This is a genomic window from Streptomyces sp. NPDC014676 (assembly GCF_043084105.1).
Taxonomy (GTDB): Bacteria; Actinomycetota; Actinomycetes; order Streptomycetales; family Streptomycetaceae; genus Streptomyces.
This window is the reverse complement of sequence record NZ_JBIBZI010000029.1, coordinates 1-19192: the sequence shown is the minus strand read 5'-3', so window position 1 is coordinate 19192 and position 19192 is coordinate 1. Positions and strand designations below refer to the sequence as shown.

The following is a 19192-nucleotide window of genomic DNA, read 5'->3' as shown; positions in this document are numbered from 1 at the left end:
CCCGGAGAGGCTGATGCAGCCGGTGCCGCCGGGCCGACGGTCTTACGATCGGTTGATCCGATCGGGGGGAGTCCCGCCCCGCCGCAGTGCTCCTCACGGAACGTCGCGAAGCGTGAACTAGGCTCTGGAAAACGCCCGGTCCGGAGCCCCGGCGGGCTTGCGCGCGCGGTGGGACGGGAGTGAGGCCCGTGACGGATCAGGCGGTGGACCCGGACGGTGTACGGCTCCTTCGGGACGTCGCCGACGAGGGTCGATTCCTGGGCCGTACCAGGGAGTTGAAGGAGTTGCGCGCCGACATCGAGCGCGCGGGACTGGACACCCTCTCCGGCCGCAAGGCGCCCCGCGCACGCGTCCTGCTCATCGCCGGCCGGCCCGGCTCGGGCCGGAGCGCCCTCGCCGGGGAACTCGTGCGCCAGGTCGCCGACCGCTACCCCGACGGCGTGCTGCGCGCCCGGCTGAGCGAACCCGACGGCACGCGTGTGCCCGTCGAGCGCGCCGCGCGGGAACTGCTCGACGCGCTGGCGGCGCCCGCCCCGGCCGGAGCCACCGGGGACGAGCTCAGCGAGGCGCTGCGCACCGCGCTGGCCGACCGCCGGGTACTGCTCCTGCTGGACGACGCGGCCGACGCCGAGCAGGTCGACGCACTGCTGCCGGACAACCCGGACTGCCTGGCCGTCGCCGTCTCCTCGGGGCCGCTGACCGGCATCGCGGACGTCCGTCCCTGCACCCTCGGCGGCCTCGACACCAAATCCGCGGTGGAGGTGCTGTCCCGGTTCACCGGGGCGGTGCGCATCACGGTCGACCCCCGGGCCGCCGAACGGCTCGCCGAGCAGTGCCAGGGCCAGCCGGCCGCCCTGGTGCTGGCCGGCGGCTGGCTGGCCGCCCGGCCCCAGGCCGCCGTCGCCGACCTCGCCAGGCAACTGCACACGGACCCCGGCCAGGACACCGTCGTCAGCCGTGTCCTGCGGCTCGTGCACGCCGCACTGCCCGCGCCGGCCGCCCACACCCTGCGGCTGCTCAGCCTCGCCCCGGCCGGTCTGGTCGACCCGCACACCGCCGCCGCCCTCGCCGGCTGCCCGGTGGAGTCCGCCCGCGCCACCCTGGACGACTTCGCCGCCCACGGGCTGCTGCACCCGGTGGACGGTTCGCCGCTGCCGCAGTACGAGGTGCCCGGCTGTCTGCAGCCCCTGCTGAGCGCCCTCGCCGAGGACCACGAGCGGCCCGCCGAGCTGCGGCTGGCCCGCGCCCGGATGCTGGAGCGGACCGTACGGCTGCTCCAGTCGTGCCGGGCCATCACCGAGACCGACAGTCCCCGGGCGCGCGAGAGGCTCCTCGGCATGCCGAGCGCCCTGCGTTTCCCCGGCCCGCGGGCCGCCGCCGACTGGCTGCGCGCGCGCCGCCCCGCCCTGCTGGCCTCCGCGCGGCTCGCGGTCGCCGACGGGGAGCTGGACACCCTCGCCCGGCGCCTGATGGCCCAGCTCGTGCGGGCCATGGTGGCGCACTTCGGCACCCAGGCCGCCGCGAGCGACCTGTACGACATCCACGGCCTGGTCCTCGACGTCGCCGAGCGCCGCGACCTGCCCCGCGAGCGGGCGGCGGCCCTGCTGAACCTCGGCGACCTCGACGCCCGTACCGGCCGTACCGCCGACGCCCTGGGGCGCTACCGGGCCGCGCTGGACGCCGGACGCGAGGCGAACGACCCGTACGCGACCGGCCGCGCGATGGAATCCGTGGGCGGCGCCCATCTGGAACTCGGGGACTACGACCGGGCCGCCGACTGGTTCGGCCGCGCCCTGGCCGAGCGGCTGGCCCGCGGCGAGGGCGAGGACGCCGCCCGGCTCTACGGCCGCATCGGCGCCGCCCACACCTACGCCGGCCGCTACGGCGAGGCGCTGCGCGACTGGCGCGCGGCCGTCGCCGGACACCGCAGGCACGGGGACGTGGCCGCACAGGCGCGGGCCCTGAGCGAACTGGCCCGGGTGCAGGAGTACGCCGGCCGGCTCGAGGAGTCGCTGCGCACCTGCCAGGAGGCCGTGGAATGGGCGCGCCGGGCCGAGGACACCCGCCTGCAGGCCGCGCTGCACCTGCGGCTGGCCGACTCCTTCGGGCACCTCGGCGACCCCGCGTCGGCCGCGCTGCACCGGGGCACGGCCGAGCGCATGCTGGCAGAGGAGGCCGTGGAGGACGACTCCGAGCCGGAACACGGAGCTAACGCCTACGAAATCCGTAGCCCATCCGCTGAAGATTGAAGCAATGAAAGGCTAGACAGCGGGAACACCTTCATTAGACTGGCTCTGCCGCGCCATCCTCTGCGGTCTCTCCCGGTGTGCCCGTGCGTGCCCGGGTATGTGCAGTAATACCCCCATACCCTCTGAGCCAAGGACCGTGATCCACGTGAAGGTCGGCATCCCCCGCGAAGTCAAGAACAACGAGTTCCGGGTGGCCATCACCCCCGCCGGCGTGCACGAGCTGGTGCGCCACGGCCACCAGGTCGTCATCGAGCGCGGCGCCGGCGTCGGCTCCTCGATCCCGGACGACGAGTACATCGCCGCCGGGGGGCAGATCCTGGACACCGCCGACGAGGTCTGGGCCGCCGCCGACCTGCTGCTGAAGGTCAAGGAGCCCATCGCGGAGGAGTACCACCGCCTGCGCAAGGACCAGACCCTCTTCACCTACCTGCACCTGGCCGCGTCCAAGGAGTGCACGGACGCCCTCCTGGAGTCCGGCACCACCGCCATCGCCTACGAGACCGTCGAGCTGCCCAACCGCGCGCTGCCGCTGCTCGCCCCGATGTCCGAGGTCGCGGGCCGGCTGGCCCCGCAGGTCGGCGCCTACCACCTGATGCGCGCCCACGGCGGCCGCGGTGTGCTCCCCGGCGGCGTCCCCGGCGTGCTGGCCGGCAAGGCCGTCGTCATCGGCGGCGGTGTGTCCGGCTGGAACGCCGCGCAGATCGCCATCGGCATGGGCTTCCACGTGACCCTGCTCGACAAGGACATCAACAAGCTCAAGGAGGCCGACAAGGTCTTCGGCACGAAGATCCAGACCGTCGTCTCCAACGCCTTCGAGCTGGAGAAGGCCTGCCTGGAGGCCGACCTCGTGATCGGCGCGGTGCTCGTTCCCGGCGCCAAGGCCCCGAAGCTCGTCACCAACGAACTGGTCTCGCGGATGAAGGCCGGAAGTGTCCTTGTCGACATCGCGATCGACCAGGGCGGCTGCTTCGAGGACTCCCACCCGACCACGCACGCCGAGCCGACCTTCAAGGTCCACGAGTCGGTGTTCTACTGCGTCGCCAACATGCCCGGCGCGGTGCCCAACACCTCCACCTACGCGCTCACCAACGCCACGCTGCCGTACATCGTCGAACTCGCCGACCGCGGCTGGGTGGAGGCGCTGCGCCGTGACCCCGCGCTCGCCAAGGGGCTCAACACGCACGACGGCAAGGTGGTTTACAAGGAGGTCGCCGAGGCGCACGGCCTGGAGCACGTGGAGCTCGCCTCCCTGCTCGGCTGAGCGGCCAGGGCGGTAAGTCGACCAAGTCGTCGACCGGTAAAGGCGATACGTCAACTTCCGCCGTCAACGTCACGTACCCGGCCGGACCTTGCCCGACAAGGTCCGGCCGGATGTGTGTATGGTCACTTCCTGTTTCCGGGACAACTCGCCTCGAACGTAACCCTTCTACCGATTCGCACACCCGTGAAACCTGCCGTGCGACGGTCGTACGCCCTTGACAGAGGGATGTTTCATTGCCGACACATCGGGCCGGGTCCGGCGGATTGTGTTGCTGCGGACGGCCGACACGCCATAGAGTCGCCAATCGTCGGCATGGTGCCACGCTGACCTGTCTAGAAGTTTCCTGGTCACCAAGGAGGTAAGACGACTTGTGAATGAGTCGACATTTACTCCCGGGGGTGGTCACCCAGGAATGCCCGCGCCGGACCAGGAGCCCGCGGGATCCGCTGCTGTCGGCTCCGTGGCTGTGCGCACCTTCGCAGCCCACCGGAGTCACCGGACTTCGGTGGTGACTCAACCAGCACCCCAGAGCATGGATGGCCATCACGTGAACGCCATGGCCGGCGACGGAAGTGGCGCGCCCCACAACCATTTCGCCGACTACGACGAACTGCCCGAGGGGCACTTCTACGACCCCGACGCCGAGTACGAGCCCGATCCCGAGTACGCGGCCACGCTCGCGCCCGACGCGGCGCGCCAGCGCCGTGAGCGCGTCGGCCCGACCGGGCGCCCGCTGCCGTACTTCCCGATCCCGGGTCCGCTGACCGACCACGGTCCCGCGAAGATCATCGCGATGTGCAACCAGAAGGGCGGCGTCGGCAAGACCACGTCGACCATCAACCTGGGCGCCGCGCTCGCGGAGTACGGACGCCGGGTGCTGCTCGTCGACTTCGACCCGCAGGGCGCGCTGTCGGTCGGTCTCGGCGTCAACCCGATGGAGCTCGACCTCACCGTCTACAACCTGCTCATGGAGCGGGGCATGGCGGCCGACGAGGTGCTGCTGAAGACCGCGGTCCCCAACATGGACCTGCTGCCCAGCAACATCGACCTGTCGGCGGCCGAGGTCCAGCTGGTGAGCGAGGTCGCGCGCGAGTCCACGCTGCAGCGGGCGCTGAAGCCGCTGATGGACGACTACGACTACATCGTCATCGACTGCCAGCCCTCGCTCGGCCTGCTCACGGTCAACGCGCTGACCGCCGCGCACAAGGTGATCGTGCCGCTGGAGTGCGAGTTCTTCGCACTGCGCGGTGTGGCGCTGCTGACCGAGACGATCGAGAAGGTCCAGGAGCGGCTCAACCCCGACCTGGAGCTCGACGGGATCCTCGCCACGATGTACGACTCGCGCACGGTGCACAGCCGTGAGGTGCTCGCGCGGGTGGTCGAGGCGTTCGACGACCACGTCTACCACACGGTCATCGGGCGCACGGTCCGCTTCCCGGAGACCACGGTCGCCGGTGAGCCGATCACCACGTACGCGTCCAACTCCGTCGGTGCCGCCGCCTACCGCCAGCTCGCCAGGGAGGTGCTCGCCCGGTGTCACGCCGAGTGAGTCTGCCGGGGGCCGACGAACTCTTCCGTACGACAGGGGGGATGGCGCTCCAGGCGTCGACCCCCCGGCGCCAGGCCAACGGCGACGCCCGCGTCCCCGCACCCGCGGGGGAGGGCGACGCGGCGGCGGCCGCCGTGGAGGACGCGCCGCAGTCGGTGCCCGCGCAGGGCGGCGACGGCGAGGGCGCGGAGCACGTCGCGGCGGACGCGGAACCGGACGGGGCCGGGGAGTCCCGCAGCCGCGACGCGGCGGGCGCCGGACGGCGTCAGCCGGCGCAGGACGGGGCGGCCCAGCGCGGCAAGCGGGGGCGGGCGGCGGCACGGCGGCCCAGCGGCCGTGAACGGCACGACGAGAAGATCACCGTGTACGTGTCCGCCGAGGAGCTGATGGACCTCGAACACGCGCGCCTGGTGCTGCGCGGCGAGCACGGGCTGGCGGTGGACCGGGGCCGCATCGTCCGCGAGGCGGTCGCCGTGGTCCTCGCAGACCTGGAGAGCCGGGGCGACGCCAGCATCCTCGTACGACGTCTGCGGGGCCGGTAGCGGTAGCCTGCGGAGGCCATGACCTCGAACGACGCACCCGCTCCCGGCGCCCGGCCGCCCCGCCGCCGCACCCTGGGCCGAGGGCCGGGAGCGGCGTCCGGGCGGGAGGTGCCCGAGAAGGGCGCGGGTCCCTCGTCGGAGAGCGGGGCCGCCGGGCGCGGGGAACCGGGTCCGGCACGCGGCACACCCGGGAACACACCGGGCACCGAACCTCCCGCGCGGGACTTCTCGCCGGCCGAGCCGGTGGTCGTGGCGGAGGACGGGACCGTCGTGCCCGGGACGGAGCCCGGAGACGGGGCTTCGGAGGCGGGCGACGCCGAGGACGGGCGGTTCAGGGTCCGGCTGGTGAACTTCGAGGGGCCGTTCGACCTGCTGCTGCAGTTGATCTCGAAGCACAAGCTGGACGTCACCGAGGTCGCGCTGTCCAGGGTGACCGACGAGTTCATGGCGTACATCCGGGCCCTGGGGCCCGACTGGGACCTGGACGAGACGACCGAGTTCCTGGTCGTGGCGGCCACGCTGCTCGACCTCAAGGCGGCCCGGCTGCTGCCCGCCGCCGAGGTGGAGGACGAGGCCGACCTCGCCCTCCTGGAGGCCCGGGACCTGCTGTTCGCGAGGCTGCTGCAGTACCGCGCGTACAAACAGATCGCCGAGATCTTCAGCCGGCGCCTCGACGACGAGGGCCGCCGCCATCCCCGTACCGTCGGACTCGAACCGCACCACGCCGAGCTGCTGCCCGAGGTCGTCATCAGCATCGGCGCCGAGGGCTTCGCCCGGCTCGCGGTCAAGGCGATGCAGCCCAGGCCCAAGCCGCAGGTGTACGTCGACCACATCCACGCGCCGCTGGTCAGCGTGCAGGAGCAGGCCGGGATCGTCGTCGGCCGGCTGAGGGAACTCGGCGAGGCGAGCTTCCGGGCCCTCGTCGAGGACACGGACGACACCCTGACCGTCGTGGCCCGCTTCCTCGCCCTGCTGGAGCTGTACCGCGAGAAGGCCGTCGCCCTCGACCAGGAGGCCGCGCTCGGCGAGCTGACCGTGCGCTGGACCGGCGGGGACGGGGACGCCGCGCCGACGGTCACCGACGAGTTCGACCGGCCGCCGGAGCAGCCCGAGGAGGAGAGGAAGCCGTGAACGAGGAGACGACCGACACCCCCGCCGGGCCGCGCACCGTCGCGGAGCTCGACCTCAGGCCCGCCCTGGAGGCGGTCCTCATGGTCGTGGACGAGCCCGCGACCGAGGAACACCTGGCGAAGGTCCTGGAGCGTCCCAGGCACCAGGTCGCGGACGCGCTGCGCGCGCTCGCCGACGAGTACACCGTCCAGGGCCGCGGCTTCGAGCTGCGCCTCGTCGCGGGGGGCTGGCGCTTCTACACCCGCCCCGAGTACGCCGCCGCCGTCGAGGGCTTCGTCCTGGACGGCCGACAGGCCCGGCTCACCCAGGCCGCCCTGGAGACCCTCGCGGTCGTCGCCTACCGGCAGCCGGTCAGCCGCGGCCGCGTCTCCGCCGTGCGCGGGGTCAACTGCGACGGCGTGATGCGCACCCTCCTGCAGCGCGGTCTGATTGAGGAGGCGGGCACGGAACCCGAAACAGGTGCGATCCTGTACACGACGACGAACTACTTCCTGGAGCGGATGGGCCTGCGCGGTCTGGACGAGCTCCCGGAGCTCGCGCCCTTCCTCCCCGAGGCGGAGGCGATCGAGGCCGAGACGCTGGAAGGGGTCCCGTCGTTCGATCCGGACGCCCCGGATTCCGAGGACGCAGACGACAAGACGGAACTTTGATGCGAAGCAGCAGCGGCAGGAACAGCAGCGGAAACAACGGCGGGAGCCGTGGTGGCAACAGCGGCGGCCGCGGCGGGAGCGGCGGGAGCGGGGGTGGCCGCGGCGGCCACCGCGGCTCCGGCGGCAACCGCGACAACCAGCAGGGCGGCCGTCCGAAGAAGCCGCGTCCGGAGGAGCGGCGCTACGACGTCGGCCCCGGCGCCACCCAGGAGGGCCCCAAGTCGGGCCGTGGGCCCACGGCCCGCGGAGGCGCCAAGGGCGGGCCGAAGAAGCCCCTGCAGCGGGGGCGCTCGGTCCCGGCCACGTCCCGTGAGTACGAGACGCGGGCCGAGGAGCGCAACCGCGAGCGGTACGCGGGCAAGAAGGACGTCAAGCTGCCCAAGACCTTCCCCGGCGCCGAGCAGGAGGGCGAGCGGCTGCAGAAGGTGCTCGCCCGCGCGGGCTACGGCTCCCGGCGCTCCTGCGAGGAGCTGATCGAGCAGGCGCGCGTCGAGGTCAACGGCGAGATCGTCCTGGAGCAGGGCAAGCGGGTCGACCCGGAGAAGGACGAGGTCAAGGTCGACGGCCTGACCGTCGCGACCCAGTCGTACCAGTTCTTCTCGCTGAACAAGCCCGCCGGTGTCGTCTCCACCATGGAGGACCCGGAGGGCCGGCAGTGCCTCGGTGACTACGTCACCAACCGCGAGACCCGCCTCTTCCACGTCGGCCGGCTCGACACCGAGACCGAGGGCGTCATCCTGCTCACCAACCACGGCGAGCTGGCGCACCGGCTGACCCACCCCAAGTACGGCGTGAAGAAGACGTACCTGGCGGCCATCGTGGGCCCGATCCCGCGCGACCTGGGCAAGAGGCTCAAGGACGGCATCCAGCTCGAGGACGGGTACGCCCGCGCGGACCACTTCCGGGTCGTGGAGCAGACCGGCAAGAACTACCTCGTCGAGGTGACCCTGCACGAGGGCCGCAAGCACATCGTGCGCCGCATGCTCGCCGAGGCCGGCTTCCCGGTCGACAAGCTGGTGCGCACCGCCTTCGGGCCGATCACCCTGGGCGACCAGAAGTCGGGCTGGCTGCGGCGGCTGTCCAACACCGAGGTCGGGATGCTGATGCAGGAGGTCGACCTCTAAAGAGCCTCCAAGGGCTTGTGCACCCGACCCGCACCCCCTTTAATAGTCATTACGACTATTAAAGGGGGTGCGGGTCATGGACGGCTACGACAAGTACGCCTTCGAGCCCTTCGCCGTCACCGTCGACCTCGCCGTGTTCACCCTCCGCGCGGGCGCCCTGCACGTGCTGCTCGTCGAGCGCGGCCAGGAGCCGTACGCCGGACGGTGGGCGCTGCCCGGCGGCTTCGTCCGGCCGGACGAGTCCGCCGAGAGCGCCGCGCGGCGCGAACTGGGCGAGGAGACCGGGCTGACGGACGTGTCCGGGCTGCATCTGGAGCAGCTGCGGACCTACAGCGAACCCGACCGCGACCCCCGCATGCGGGTCGTGTCCGTCGCGTTCGCCGCACTGCTGCCCGACGCGCCCGAGGCGCACGGCGGCAGCGACGCGGCGCAGGCCCGCTGGACGCCGTACGACTCCGCGCGGGAACTCGCCTTCGACCACGGCCGGATCCTGGCCGACGCGCGGGACCGCGTCGGCGCCAAGCTCGAGTACACCTGCCTCGCCACCGCCTTCTGCCCGCCCGAGTTCACCCTCGGGGAGCTGCAACAGGTCTACGAGACCGTGTGGGGCACCGCCCTGGACCGGCCCAACTTCCGGCGCAAGGTGCTCGCCACCCCCGGCTTCGTCGAAGCCGTCCCCGGCGCCGCGCGCCTCACCGGCGGCCGGGGCAAACCCGCCGCGCTCTACAGCGCGGGTACTGCCGCCACCCTCCACCCGCCCCTGCTCCGGCCCACTCCGGAAGGACGCCCCGCATGACCACGACCACCGTCACCAAGCGCGCCGCCACGGGAGCGCTCACCGGACTCGCCCTGGGGGACGCGCTGGGCTTCCCGACCGAGTTCAACGACGTGCCGTCGATCCTCGCGAAGTCCGGACCCTGGCGGGGGATGGGCCTGCCCAGGCCGGCGATCGTCACCGACGACACCCAGATGACCCTCGCGCTCGGCAGGGGACTGCGCACGGCCATGGACCGGGGACCGCTCACCCCGAAGCGGCTGGCGCGGCCGGTGCGCGAGGAGTTCGTGGAGTGGTGGCGCTCGCCCGAGAACAACCGCGCCCCCGGCAACACCTGCCTCAAGGCCTGCCACCTCCTGTCCCGTGAGGACCGGGCCTGGCAGGACGCCAGCCAGATCGGCTCCAAGGGCTGCGGCGCCAACATGCGCGTCGCCCCCATAGGCCTGGCCCCCGGCCTCACCGACGAACAGCGCGCGGGCGCCGCCCAGCTGCAGTCAGCCCTCACCCACGGCCACCCCACCGCGCTCGCCGCCTCCGACCTCACCGCGCACGCCGTACGACTGCTGGCGGAGGGCGCCGAGCCGACCGGTCTGATCGGACGCCTGCGTTCCTACGCCTACGACAACCGCACCCGCTACCACGAGTTCTGGCTCGGCGACCTGTGGACCCGCGCCCAGGACCCCACCCCCGAGCACTTCATCGCGCGCGGCTGGGACGAGTGCCTGGGAGTCCTGGAACGCCTCCAGGACGCCGTACGCACCGTCTCGCCCGAGACCGACCCCTGCCTGGCCACGGGCGAGGGCTGGATCGCCGAGGAGGCCCTGGCGACCGGCCTGCTCTGCTTCCTCCTCTTCGTCGACGAACCCCTCACCGCCCTGCGCCGCGCCGCCTGCACCGCGGGCGACTCCGACTCCATCGCCTGCCTCACCGGCGCCTTCGCGGGTGCGTACCTGGGCGCGGACGCCTGGCCGGCGGACTGGGCCGACCGCATCGAGTACCGGGACGAGCTGCTGGCGCTGGGAACGCTCTGGGACGCTTGAGCGACGACCGTCCCGGCCCGAGCCCGGTGATCGCCGAACAGCCCGGCCCGGTGCTGTCCGCCACCGTCTCCGGCGCGCACCTGCACGGCTTCCCGTCCCGCGGCCTCGACGTGGAGGGGCCGCACGGCGTACCGGACGAGGCGCGGGCCGCGTCAGCCCTGCCCGACTCGCCCACCGCGTACGACGCCCCGCGCGGCCTCGTCGTACGGACCCGCCCGGAGGGCTGAGGCGCGGCGGGTACGGACGAGGAAGTCCTCCACGCGCCGGCGGTCCGGTTCCGCGGGGAGCGGGCTGCGGTGGGCGGCCTGCTCGGCCTCCCGCGCCAGGCGGGTCATCCGCGCCTCGAACCCGGACCAGGACACCTCGCCCCGCTTCACCGCGAGCAGCGGCTCGCGCTCCTCGCCCACGTCGATCGTGAGGGTGCCCGTACGGAGCAGATCGCGGACGCTGATCAGCAGGCGGAGCAGGTGCATCGCGTGCTTCCAGCGCGGGGCGCCGTGCGCGCGGACGTCCGCCTCCAGCTTGCGGCGCTGGCCGTGGGCGTACCGCGTGAACGTCTCGTGGACCCTGCGGGAGAGGAACGCCTCGCGCAGGGACAGCAGCTCGCGGCCGGTGGTGTCGGCGTGCTCCACCAGCGGGGAGTGCAGGCACTCCAGGATGTTGGGGTTGGCGCGCAGGGCCAGCTCGCAGAAGCGTTCCAGCTCCCAGCTGAACTGCTCCTCGGCCGGGCCCTCGATGTGCGTCGGCGGCTTCTCGAAGCGCCAGAACAGGGGAGTGGGCGCGAGGAAGACACCCCGGCGGTCGGTGTCGCTGCCCTCGGTGGCCAGGCCGAAGGCGCGCGAACCCATGACACAGGCGTAGATCGTGTGGTCACCGACCAGGGTCTCGGGGCGCATGCCCGGGAGCGTACGCGGTGGATCACGCCCGGCGGATCGAATTTCCCTCCACCGTGATCGGCTCCTCGGGCAGCGGCCGGGTCGCGGGGCCCCGCTCCACCGAGCCGTCGGTGATCCTGAAGCGGCTGCCGTGGCAGGCGCAGTTGACGGTGCCGTCCGCGACGTCGGCCACGACACAGTTCTGGTGGGTGCAGATCGCCGAGAAGGCCTTGAAGTCGCCCTCCTGCGGCTGGGTGACCACGATCTTCTCGTCCGGGAGGACCGTGCCCCCGCCCACCGGGACGTCGGCGGTCGAGATCAGTCCCTGCCCGGCGGTCTCCGGCGAGGTACCGCCCCCGCCGCCCCCGCCGCCGTCCCTGCCGTCTCCGCCGTTGCCGCCGTCCGAGCCGCAGCCCGCGGCCAGGGCCGCCGCACCCGTCGCGAGCAGAACCGTGCGGCGTGTTGCACAAGGGGTCATGTCGTCACTCCCGGAGGTCGCGGTTCCCGCATCCTGACACCGAATCCGCCGAACAAGAAGCAACTCACGACAAAACATCATGAAAAGCGCACACCGCCCGTCTCAGCGGACGGGCGCCCGGCGCCGCCCCCGCGCGGGCTGACTACGCTGGATGACCGAACGACAGACAGGCACGTCAGCAAGGAGCATCGTCGTGGCGGTACGCGCGGTCCGGGGGGCCGTCCAGTTGGAGCGGGACGAGGCCGGTCACATGGAGGAACGGGTCGGCGCGCTGCTCACCGCGATCCTGGAGCGCAACGGCCTGCACACCGACGACCTGATCAGCCTCTGGTTCACGGCCACGCCCGACCTGCACAGCGACTTCCCGGCCGTCGCCGCCCGCAAGCTCGGCATCGTCGACGTCCCCCTGATCTGCGCCCAGGAACTGGACATCGAGGGCGCCATGCCCCGCGTCGTCCGGGTCCTCGCGCACATCGAGTGCGACAAACCCCGCGCGGACGTCGCGCACGTCTACCTCGGCGCGGCGGCCGCCCTGCGCAAGGACATCGCCCAGTGAGAACCGCACTCGTCATCGGCACCGGACTCATCGGCACGTCCGCCGCACTCGCCCTGAACCGGCGGGGCGTCGTCGTCCACCTCACCGATCACGACCCGGAGCAGGCCCGTACGGCCGCCGCGCTCGGCGCCGGTACGGACGAGGCCCCCGACGGGCCGGTCGACCTGGCGATCGTCGCAGCCCCGCCCGCCCACGTGGCCGACGTCCTCGCCGACGCGATGCGACGCGGCGCGGCGCGCGGCTACATCGACGTCGCCAGCGTCAAGGGCGGACCGCGCCGCGAGCTCCAGGAGCGCGGGCTCGACCTGGCCCCGTACATCGGCACCCACCCCATGTCCGGCCGTGAGCGGTCCGGCCCGCTGGCCGCCACCGGGGACCTCTTCGAGGGGCGCCCCTGGGTGCTCACCCCGACCCGGGACACCGACACCGAGGTGCTGAACCTCGCCCTGGAGCTGGTCTCGCACTGCAGGGCCGTGCCCGTCGTGATGGACGCCGACGCCCACGACCGGGCCGTGGCCCTCGTCTCCCACATGCCCCACCTGGTGTCCAGCATGGTCGCCGCGCGCCTGGAGCACGCCGAGGAGGCCGCCGTACGGCTGTGCGGGCAGGGCATCCGGGACGTGACCCGGATCGCCGCCTCCGACCCCCGGATGTGGATCGACATCCTCTCCGCGAACCCCGGCCCGGTCGCCGACCTGCTCACGGACGTCGCCGCCGACCTGGAGGAGACCGTGCGCGCCCTGCGCGCGCTGCAGTCCTCCGACGAGGACAAGCGCCGCGAGGGCAGCACCGGCATCGAGGACGTGCTGCGCCGCGGCAACGCGGGGCAGGTCCGCGTCCCCGGCAAGCACGGCTCCGCGCCGCGCGTCTACGAGACCGTGACGGTGCTCATCGACGACCAGCCCGGCCAGCTCGCCCGCATCTTCGCGGACGCCGAGCGCGCCGGCGCCAACATCGAGGACGTCCGCATCGAGCACGCCACCGGACAGCAGGCCGGCCTGGTCCAGCTCATGGTGGAGCCCAAGACGGCCCCGGCCCTCACCGCGGGACTGCGGGAGCGGGGCTGGGCGGTCCGCCAGTGACGGACACGCCGGTGACGGGTACGCCGGTGACGGTCCGGGGCGGGGGAGGACCCGGGGGCGGCCCGTCTCCCGGAGGGCCGGATCGTCCGCTTGTCGGAAGGGTTCCGGGGGGCCGGTAATCTGGTGCGGGGCGTGTCCGCGCCCCGCACACACCACTCCACCGCACCAGGAAGGTGTTCCTCCGTGGAAAACGGCGCCGCCCAGCCCGTGATTGTCGCCATCGACGGCCCCTCCGGCACGGGCAAGTCGAGCACCTCGAAGGCCGTGGCGGCGCAGCTCGGCCTGAGCTACCTGGACACGGGCGCCCAGTACCGGGCGATCACCTGGTGGATGGTGACCAACGGCATCGACATAGACGACCCGTCCGCGATCGCCGCCGTCGCAGGGAAGCCCGAGATCGTCTCCGGTACGGACCCCCAGGACCCGACGATCACCGTCGACGGCGTCGACGTGGCCGGCCCGATCCGCGGACAGGACGTCACCTCCAAGGTCTCCGCGGTCTCCGCGGTCCCCGAGGTGCGGACCCGGATCACCGAGCTGCAGCGGTCCATCGCCGCCTCCGCCGTCACCGGCATCGTCGTCGAGGGCCGCGACATCGGCACCACCGTGCTGCCCGACGCCGACCTGAAGATCTTCCTCACCGCCAGCGCGGAGGCCCGTGCCGCCCGCCGCAGCGGCGAGCTCAAGGGCGCCGACCTGAACACCACCCGCGAGGCCCTGATCAAGCGGGACGCGGCCGACGCCGGCCGCAAGACCTCCCCGCTGGCCAAGGCCGGTGACGCGGTCGAGGTGGACACCACCGAGCTGACGCTGGCGCAGGTCATCGAGTGTGTCGTCACCCTCGTCGAGGAGAAGCGGGCCGGGAAGTGACCGACGTCCCATCGGAGCGCGGCGCCGAGGTCGGCCGGCGCATCGGCGTCGGCCTGATGTACGGGCTGTTCAAGCCGCGTGTGCTGGGAGCCTGGCGGGTGCCCACGGCCGGTCCGCTGATCTTCGCCGTGAACCACTCCCACAACATCGACGGCCCCATGGTCATGGGCGTGGCACCCCGGCCGACGCACTTCCTGATCAAGAAGGAGGCGTTCGTCGGCCCGCTCGACCCGTTCCTGACCGGCATCGGCCAGCTCAAGGTGGACCGCGACACCACCGACCGCACGGCGATCTCCCGGGCGCTGGGCGTACTGGAGCAGGGCGGCGTCCTCGGCATCTTCCCGGAGGGCACGCGCGGCGAGGGCGACTTCGCCTCGCTCCGCGCGGGGCTCGCCTACTTCGCCGTACGCGGCGGAGCGCCGATCGTGCCGGTGGCCGTCCTGGGAAGTTCCGAGCGCCGCGGACGGTTGATAAAGGGACTTCCGCCGCTGCGCTCCCGCGTGGACGTCGTCTTCGGCGACCCCTTCGACGCGGGCGACGGCAGCGGCAGACGGACGCGCAAGGCGCTGGACGAGGCGACCGAACGCATCCAGAAGCAGCTCACCGCCCACCTGGAAAACGCCAGGCGCCTCACCGGGCGCTAGGCGACACTGAGTAGTGGATCGGCCTCGTGTACGGGGCGTTCCACCGATCACCACGATGAACGCAGAGGTACGGACTTCATGAACGACCACATCCAGCCCGACGGCTCGGACGCGTACGAGGGTGCGCACGAGCACGATCACGGGGCGCTGGGCGATGCCGAGTTCGCGGAGTTCATGGAGCTCGCCGCGGAGGAGGGCTTCGACCTCGAGGACGTCGAGGGCGCCATCGAGGCGGCGGGCCACGGTCCGCTGCCCGTGCTCGCCGTCGTCGGCCGTCCCAACGTGGGCAAGTCGACCCTGGTGAACCGCATCATCGGCCGCCGTGAGGCGGTCGTCGAGGACAAGCCGGGCGTCACCCGTGACCGCGTCACCTACGAGGCCGAGTGGGCCGGCCGCCGCTTCAAGGTCGTCGACACCGGCGGCTGGGAGCAGGACGTCCTCGGCATCGACGCCTCCGTGGCGGCCCAGGCCGAGTACGCGATCGAGGCCGCCGACGCGGTCGTCTTCGTCGTGGACGCCAAGGTCGGCGCGACCGACACCGATGAGGCCGTCGTCCGGCTGCTGCGCAAGGCCGGCAAGCCGGTCGTGCTGTGCGCCAACAAGGTGGACGGCCCGAGCGGCGAGGCCGACGCGTCCTACCTGTGGTCGCTGGGCCTCGGTGAGCCGCACCCGGTCTCCGCGCTGCACGGCCGCGGCACCGGCGACATGCTGGACCAGGTCCTGGAGGCCCTGCCGGAGGCCCCGGCGCAGACCTTCGGCACCGCGGTCGGCGGTCCGCGCCGGGTCGCCCTGATCGGCAGGCCCAACGTCGGCAAGTCCTCGCTGCTGAACAAGGTCGCGGGCGAGGAGCGGGTCGTCGTCAACGAACTCGCCGGAACCACCCGTGACCCGGTCGACGAGATGATCGAACTCGGCGGCAAGACCTGGAAGTTCGTCGACACGGCGGGCATCCGCAAGCGCGTCCACCTCCAGCAGGGCGCCGACTACTACGCCTCGCTGCGCACCGCCGCCGCCGTCGAGAAGGCGGAGGTGGCCGTCGTCCTCATCGACGCCGCCGACTCCATCTCGGTGCAGGACCAGCGGATCGTCACCATGGCCGTGGAGGCGGGCCGCGCGATCGTCCTCGCCTTCAACAAGTGGGACACCCTCGACGAGGAGCGCCGTTACTACCTGGAGCGGGAGATCGAGACCGAGCTCGGCCAGGTGGTGTGGGCGCCGCGGGTGAACGTCTCGGCGCGCACCGGCCGGCACATGGAGAAGCTGGTCCCGGCCATCGAGACGGCCCTGGAGGGCTGGGAGACGCGGGTCCCGACGGGCAGGCTGAACGCCTTCCTCGGCGAGCTGGTCGCCGCCCACCCGCACCCCGTGCGGGGCGGCAAGCAGCCGCGCATCCTGTTCGGCACCCAGGCCGGCACCAAGCCGCCGCGGTTCGTGCTGTTCGCCTCCGGCTTCATCGAAGCGGGTTACCGGCGGTTCATCGAGCGCCGGCTGCGGGAGGAGTTCGGCTTCGAGGGGACGCCGATCCATATCTCCGTGCGGGTGCGGGAGAAGCGCGGCAAGAAGAAGTAGCCGACGGCGGGCATGACGAAGGGGCGGTCCCGGTGGGGCCGCCCCTTCACCGTGCCCGGATCAGGCGCCTCTGCGCGGGGCCGGCGGCAGTCCGGCCGGCACGTGGTGCATCCCGGAGGCGGTCCTGCCGACCGTGCCGACCCGCTGCCACTGCGGCCCGGTGCCCTGCCGGCCGCCCGCCCCCGCGCCGTGGGCACCGCTCACGAGGGAGGCGCCGAACGTGCTCGGGCCGCGGCCGCCGTACGAGCCCGCACCGCGCGGGATGTTCCCGAAGGCGGTGAAACCCAGCTCCTCCTCGCCGCTGCGGTCACCCGGCAGCGAACGGAAGGACTTGACGTACTCGGTGTAGAGGGCGTCGTAGATCGGCGTGGCCGAGAGGCCGCTCCGGGAGTCCCGCTCCGGGCGCACGGGTGCGGGGACCGAGGCGAGGGACTGGCGGCGGGGAACGTCGTATGCGTGCACGTATGTCCAAACGACCCCGTGCCGTAAGGGATGCGGCATTTTTGCGGCTTTCGCCGGTTGTCCGGCGACGCGGTGTCCGCCGGACCGGTCAGAGGCCCGCCAGCGGCAGCGCCGCGGCGACGAGCTTGCCGTTCGCCGCCGCCTTGTCCAGTGCGTCGCGCAGCAGGTCCTCGCGCGGCTGGCGACCGATCGAACCGACCGGGGCCGCGAACATCAGCACCTGCTGGTGCTTGTTGGCGGCCGACCGCCAGCCGTCGGTGACCTGGAGCGGCTGGTGCGCCTGCCACCAGGCCACCGGACGGCCGCCGGCCGGGTTCGGCTGGAGCACGGCGTGCAGCTGCCCCGCGGCGAGCAGGACCGACCAGCCGTGCAACGCCGGCGGCACGGCCGACAGTTCGGTCAGCGGCATGAATCCCTGTTCGATGAGGAGCGGCAGGAAGTCGTCGCCGGTCCCGGGCGAACCGGGCCGCGCGACCGGCGCGGTCGGCTCCACGACCAGCGCCGGGTGCAACTCCCCGGAGACCAGGACCAGTCCGCTGGTCACTCCGAGCACGGCCTGTTCGGGGGCGGCCTGCGCGGGTGCCGGTTCCCCGGTGTCGCCGCCGATGGCCCGCACGGCCCCCTGGAGCTGCTCCTCGGTGACCTGGACGACCTGCGAGGGCAGGCAGCCGGCGTGGGCGAAGGCGAGGACGGCGGTCTCGTCGCCGATGAACAGGACGGTGCTGGTGCGCTCCTGTTCCGGGTCGCCCGGGGTGCGGCAGGAGGTGCAGTCGTAACTGCCCGGGGCGGACTCTCCGGCGAGCAGGCGGGCTGCTTCTTCGTCGCCGATCTCGGCGCGTACCTCGTCGCTGACGTCGAGCATGCGCGGCACGGGTGGCTCCCTCGGGATGCGGTGCGTGGCGAGGCCGGGTGGCTCCCGGCCCGTGGTCCGGGTGGGTCCCCGGCTCATGAAGAAGACAACGGGCGATCTGTGGCGGTAGTCACGCCCCAGGGCGAACGGAATCGAACCAACCGGCGCGCACGGTCACGTTCGGCGCGGAATCGGCCACTCATCGTCAACTGCCTGTCGCCGCAATGCCGTTGAGAAGGTGAGGTGGCTCACATGCCGCCTTGCCGGCTGGTCGACAAATCCCGAAATCAGGGAATGAAGTGGGTGGCCGAAAATCGCCGCTACCGGAGGTAAGCGGCAACTGGCCTGGCACAACAGGACGTTGGTTGATCCCGGCACCGGAGGCTCCTTAGATTCCTCCGCCGTGTGCAGCGAGCACCGCTCGGGTACGTCCGCCGACCGCACCACAGGGCACCACCGCACGACCCGAAGGCGGACGGGGCGAGCGCGGCCCGCGCGTCCCATGACGCGGCGGGCGGCACTCCGCCTGGGGGACCCCGAGTCCTTCGGGAAGGACCTCCATGTCCGAATGTGCCGATAACACCCGCGACCACCTCCGCACGACCCGTACGACGGCCGTCCTGGCCGGCGCGGCCCTGCTCGCGCCCCTCGGACTGCTCGCCGCGACCGGGACCGCCGCGGCGGCGGACGGCGGGGTGTGGGACCGCATCGCACAGTGCGAGAGCGGCGGCGACTGGCACATCAACACCGGCAACGGCTACTACGGCGGACTGCAGTTCTCCGGCTCCACCTGGCGCGCCTACGGCGGCACGGCCTACGCGCCGACGGCCGACCGGGCCACCAGGGCCCAGCAGATCGCGGTCGCCACGAAGGTGCAGCGCGCCCAGGGCTGGGGCGCCTGGCCGACCTGCTCGGCACGCGCGGGGGCGTCCGGGAGCGCACCCGCCGCGGACCCGGTGACCACCCAGCGGGCCCCGTCGAAGCAGTCGAAGCCGTCGGCGCCGGCCAGGACTTCGACACCCTCCGGGCACACGGACCGGAACACGGCCCGCGGCGACCACACCGTCCGCGCGGGCGACACACTGAGCGGGATCGCCGCGCGGTACGGCACGACCTGGCAGCGCCTGTACGAGGCGAACAAGTCCGTCATCGGCGGGGACCCCGACGTGATCGTGCCCGGACAGCGCCTCGACGTCTGAGTCGTCGCCGGGCCCGCCCTCCGGACGCGGGCCCTGGGCCACGACGGGAGCGGATCTCCCGGTGGCATGCCGGCGGCGGCCGTTCCGCCGGGAGGTCAGCTCCCGTCGGCGTCCTGCCGCCGGATCCGCCGACGGGGTCCCGGGCACGGGACCCCGGCCGTTCGTCCGGCCGGACGCCGCTGCCGAATCCCGTCCCCGGACACTGAGGGGAGCGGTTCTCCAGGCGGCGCATCCGGGGTGCGCCGCCTGGAGAACCGCTCCCCTCGTCGTCCGCGCGGCGGGTACC

At 72.7% G+C, this 19192-nt stretch carries 20 protein-coding genes; 16 read left to right on the top strand and 4 right to left on the bottom strand.

Annotated features, from left to right (window positions below; all coding sequences use genetic code 11):
• The first annotated feature begins 188 nt into the window (after positions 1-188).
• The 10 genes from ACF1DX_RS38080 (at position 189) to ACF1DX_RS38035 (ending at position 10548) form a co-directional block, all read left to right on the top strand.
• The gene (locus tag ACF1DX_RS38080; RefSeq protein WP_391795721.1) at positions 189-2249 is read left to right on the top strand and encodes a tetratricopeptide repeat protein; all 2061 of its coding nucleotides are present in this window, start codon (positions 189-191) and stop codon (positions 2247-2249) included.
• A 136-nt stretch (positions 2250-2385) separates the two neighbouring features.
• Positions 2386-3510 carry an alanine dehydrogenase gene (ald, locus tag ACF1DX_RS38075; protein ID WP_391795720.1) on the top strand — a complete coding sequence of 375 codons (1125 nt, stop codon included), beginning with the start codon at positions 2386-2388 and terminating at the stop codon, positions 3508-3510.
• 412 nt (positions 3511-3922) lie between these two features.
• Positions 3923-5059 (top strand): ParA family protein, encoded by a 1137-nt coding sequence (locus tag ACF1DX_RS38070; protein WP_078914100.1) that lies wholly within the window; start codon positions 3923-3925, stop codon positions 5057-5059.
• Positions 5056-5601 (top strand): hypothetical protein, encoded by a 546-nt coding sequence (locus ACF1DX_RS38065; protein ID WP_391795734.1) that lies wholly within the window; start codon positions 5056-5058, stop codon positions 5599-5601. Before ACF1DX_RS38070 ends, ACF1DX_RS38065 begins: the two co-directional genes overlap by 4 nt.
• Positions 5602-5619: 18 nt before the next feature.
• Positions 5620-6732, top strand: a complete 1113-nt coding sequence (locus ACF1DX_RS38060; protein WP_391795719.1) for a segregation/condensation protein A — start codon at positions 5620-5622, stop codon at positions 6730-6732.
• Entirely contained in the window at positions 6729-7382 is a 654-nt protein-coding gene (gene scpB / locus ACF1DX_RS38055; protein WP_391795718.1) for an SMC-Scp complex subunit ScpB, read from the top strand. The genes ACF1DX_RS38060 and scpB overlap by 4 nt, the downstream gene beginning before the upstream one ends.
• Complete coding sequence (locus ACF1DX_RS38050) at positions 7382-8506, top strand: pseudouridine synthase (protein WP_391795717.1); 1125 nt, start codon at positions 7382-7384, stop codon at positions 8504-8506. The genes scpB and ACF1DX_RS38050 overlap by 1 nt, the downstream gene beginning before the upstream one ends.
• A 76-nt stretch (positions 8507-8582) precedes the next feature.
• Complete coding sequence (locus tag ACF1DX_RS38045; RefSeq protein ID WP_391795716.1) at positions 8583-9302, top strand: NUDIX domain-containing protein; 720 nt, start codon at positions 8583-8585, stop codon at positions 9300-9302.
• Positions 9299-10321, top strand: a complete 1023-nt coding sequence (locus tag ACF1DX_RS38040) for an ADP-ribosylglycohydrolase family protein (RefSeq protein WP_391795715.1) — start codon at positions 9299-9301, stop codon at positions 10319-10321. Before ACF1DX_RS38045 ends, ACF1DX_RS38040 begins: the two co-directional genes overlap by 4 nt.
• Complete coding sequence (locus tag ACF1DX_RS38035) at positions 10318-10548, top strand: hypothetical protein (protein ID WP_391795738.1); 231 nt, start codon at positions 10318-10320, stop codon at positions 10546-10548. The genes ACF1DX_RS38040 and ACF1DX_RS38035 overlap by 4 nt, the downstream gene beginning before the upstream one ends.
• Here the strand turns inward: ACF1DX_RS38035 and ACF1DX_RS38030 are convergent.
• Positions 10474-11217: a DNA polymerase beta superfamily protein gene (locus ACF1DX_RS38030; protein ID WP_391795714.1), complete on the bottom strand. Its 744-nt coding sequence runs from the start codon at positions 11215-11217 to the stop codon at positions 10474-10476. The two genes, ACF1DX_RS38035 and ACF1DX_RS38030, sit on opposite strands and share 75 nt — an antisense overlap.
• Before the next feature lie 22 nt (positions 11218-11239).
• Entirely contained in the window at positions 11240-11674 is a 435-nt protein-coding gene (locus ACF1DX_RS38025) for a Rieske (2Fe-2S) protein (protein WP_391795713.1), read from the bottom strand.
• 193 nt (positions 11675-11867) lie between these two features.
• Here ACF1DX_RS38025 and aroH point away from each other — a divergent pair, with 193 nt between their 5' ends.
• The 5 genes from aroH to der all read left to right on the top strand — a co-directional run bounded on the left by aroH (position 11868) and on the right by der (position 16395).
• Complete coding sequence (aroH, locus tag ACF1DX_RS38020; RefSeq protein WP_391795712.1) at positions 11868-12230, top strand: chorismate mutase; 363 nt, start codon at positions 11868-11870, stop codon at positions 12228-12230.
• On the top strand, positions 12227-13312 hold the full coding sequence (locus ACF1DX_RS38015) for a prephenate dehydrogenase (RefSeq protein ID WP_391795711.1): 1086 nt from the start codon (positions 12227-12229) through the stop codon (positions 13310-13312). The genes aroH and ACF1DX_RS38015 overlap by 4 nt, the downstream gene beginning before the upstream one ends.
• 183 nt (positions 13313-13495) lie before the next feature.
• Positions 13496-14182: a (d)CMP kinase gene (gene cmk, locus ACF1DX_RS38010; RefSeq protein ID WP_030866977.1), complete on the top strand. Its 687-nt coding sequence runs from the start codon at positions 13496-13498 to the stop codon at positions 14180-14182.
• On the top strand, positions 14179-14826 hold the full coding sequence (locus ACF1DX_RS38005) for a 1-acyl-sn-glycerol-3-phosphate acyltransferase (RefSeq protein ID WP_030866979.1): 648 nt from the start codon (positions 14179-14181) through the stop codon (positions 14824-14826). Before cmk ends, ACF1DX_RS38005 begins: the two co-directional genes overlap by 4 nt.
• Before the next feature lie 78 nt (positions 14827-14904).
• Positions 14905-16395 (top strand): ribosome biogenesis GTPase Der, encoded by a 1491-nt coding sequence (gene der, locus ACF1DX_RS38000; protein WP_391795710.1) that lies wholly within the window; start codon positions 14905-14907, stop codon positions 16393-16395.
• Positions 16396-16455: 60 nt separating this feature from the next.
• On the opposite strand, the gene ACF1DX_RS37995 is transcribed toward der, so the two are convergent.
• Both ACF1DX_RS37995 and ACF1DX_RS37990 read right to left on the bottom strand, forming a co-directional pair.
• Positions 16456-16857 carry a hypothetical protein gene (locus tag ACF1DX_RS37995; protein WP_391795709.1) on the bottom strand — a complete coding sequence of 134 codons (402 nt, stop codon included), beginning with the start codon at positions 16855-16857 and terminating at the stop codon, positions 16456-16458.
• Positions 16858-16945: 88 nt separating this feature from the next.
• Positions 16946-17728: a hypothetical protein gene (locus ACF1DX_RS37990; protein WP_391795708.1), complete on the bottom strand. Its 783-nt coding sequence runs from the start codon at positions 17726-17728 to the stop codon at positions 16946-16948.
• Between the two features lie 539 nt (positions 17729-18267).
• Between ACF1DX_RS37990 and ACF1DX_RS37985 the strand changes: the two genes are divergently transcribed.
• The gene (locus ACF1DX_RS37985; protein ID WP_391795707.1) at positions 18268-18906 is read left to right on the top strand and encodes a transglycosylase family protein; all 639 of its coding nucleotides are present in this window, start codon (positions 18268-18270) and stop codon (positions 18904-18906) included.
• The last annotated feature ends 286 nt before the right edge of the window (positions 18907-19192 follow it).

Coding starts and splice junctions, on each gene's coding strand:
- ACF1DX_RS38070 (WP_078914100.1), top strand. CDS start 3,923: ATGCCCGCGCCGGACCAGGAGCCCGCGGGATCCGCTGCTGTCGGCTCC.
- ACF1DX_RS38060 (WP_391795719.1), top strand. CDS start 5,620: ATGACCTCGAACGACGCACCCGCTCCCGGCGCCCGGCCGCCCCGCCGC.
- ACF1DX_RS38050 (WP_391795717.1), top strand. CDS start 7,382: ATGCGAAGCAGCAGCGGCAGGAACAGCAGCGGAAACAACGGCGGGAGC.
- ACF1DX_RS38045 (WP_391795716.1), top strand. CDS start 8,583: ATGGACGGCTACGACAAGTACGCCTTCGAGCCCTTCGCCGTCACCGTC.
- ACF1DX_RS38040 (WP_391795715.1), top strand. CDS start 9,299: ATGACCACGACCACCGTCACCAAGCGCGCCGCCACGGGAGCGCTCACC.
- ACF1DX_RS38030 (WP_391795714.1), bottom strand. CDS start 11,217: ATGCGCCCCGAGACCCTGGTCGGTGACCACACGATCTACGCCTGTGTC.
- ACF1DX_RS38025 (WP_391795713.1), bottom strand. CDS start 11,674: ATGACCCCTTGTGCAACACGCCGCACGGTTCTGCTCGCGACGGGTGCG.
- der (WP_391795710.1), top strand. CDS start 14,905: ATGAACGACCACATCCAGCCCGACGGCTCGGACGCGTACGAGGGTGCG.
- ACF1DX_RS37985 (WP_391795707.1), top strand. CDS start 18,268: ATGTCCGAATGTGCCGATAACACCCGCGACCACCTCCGCACGACCCGT.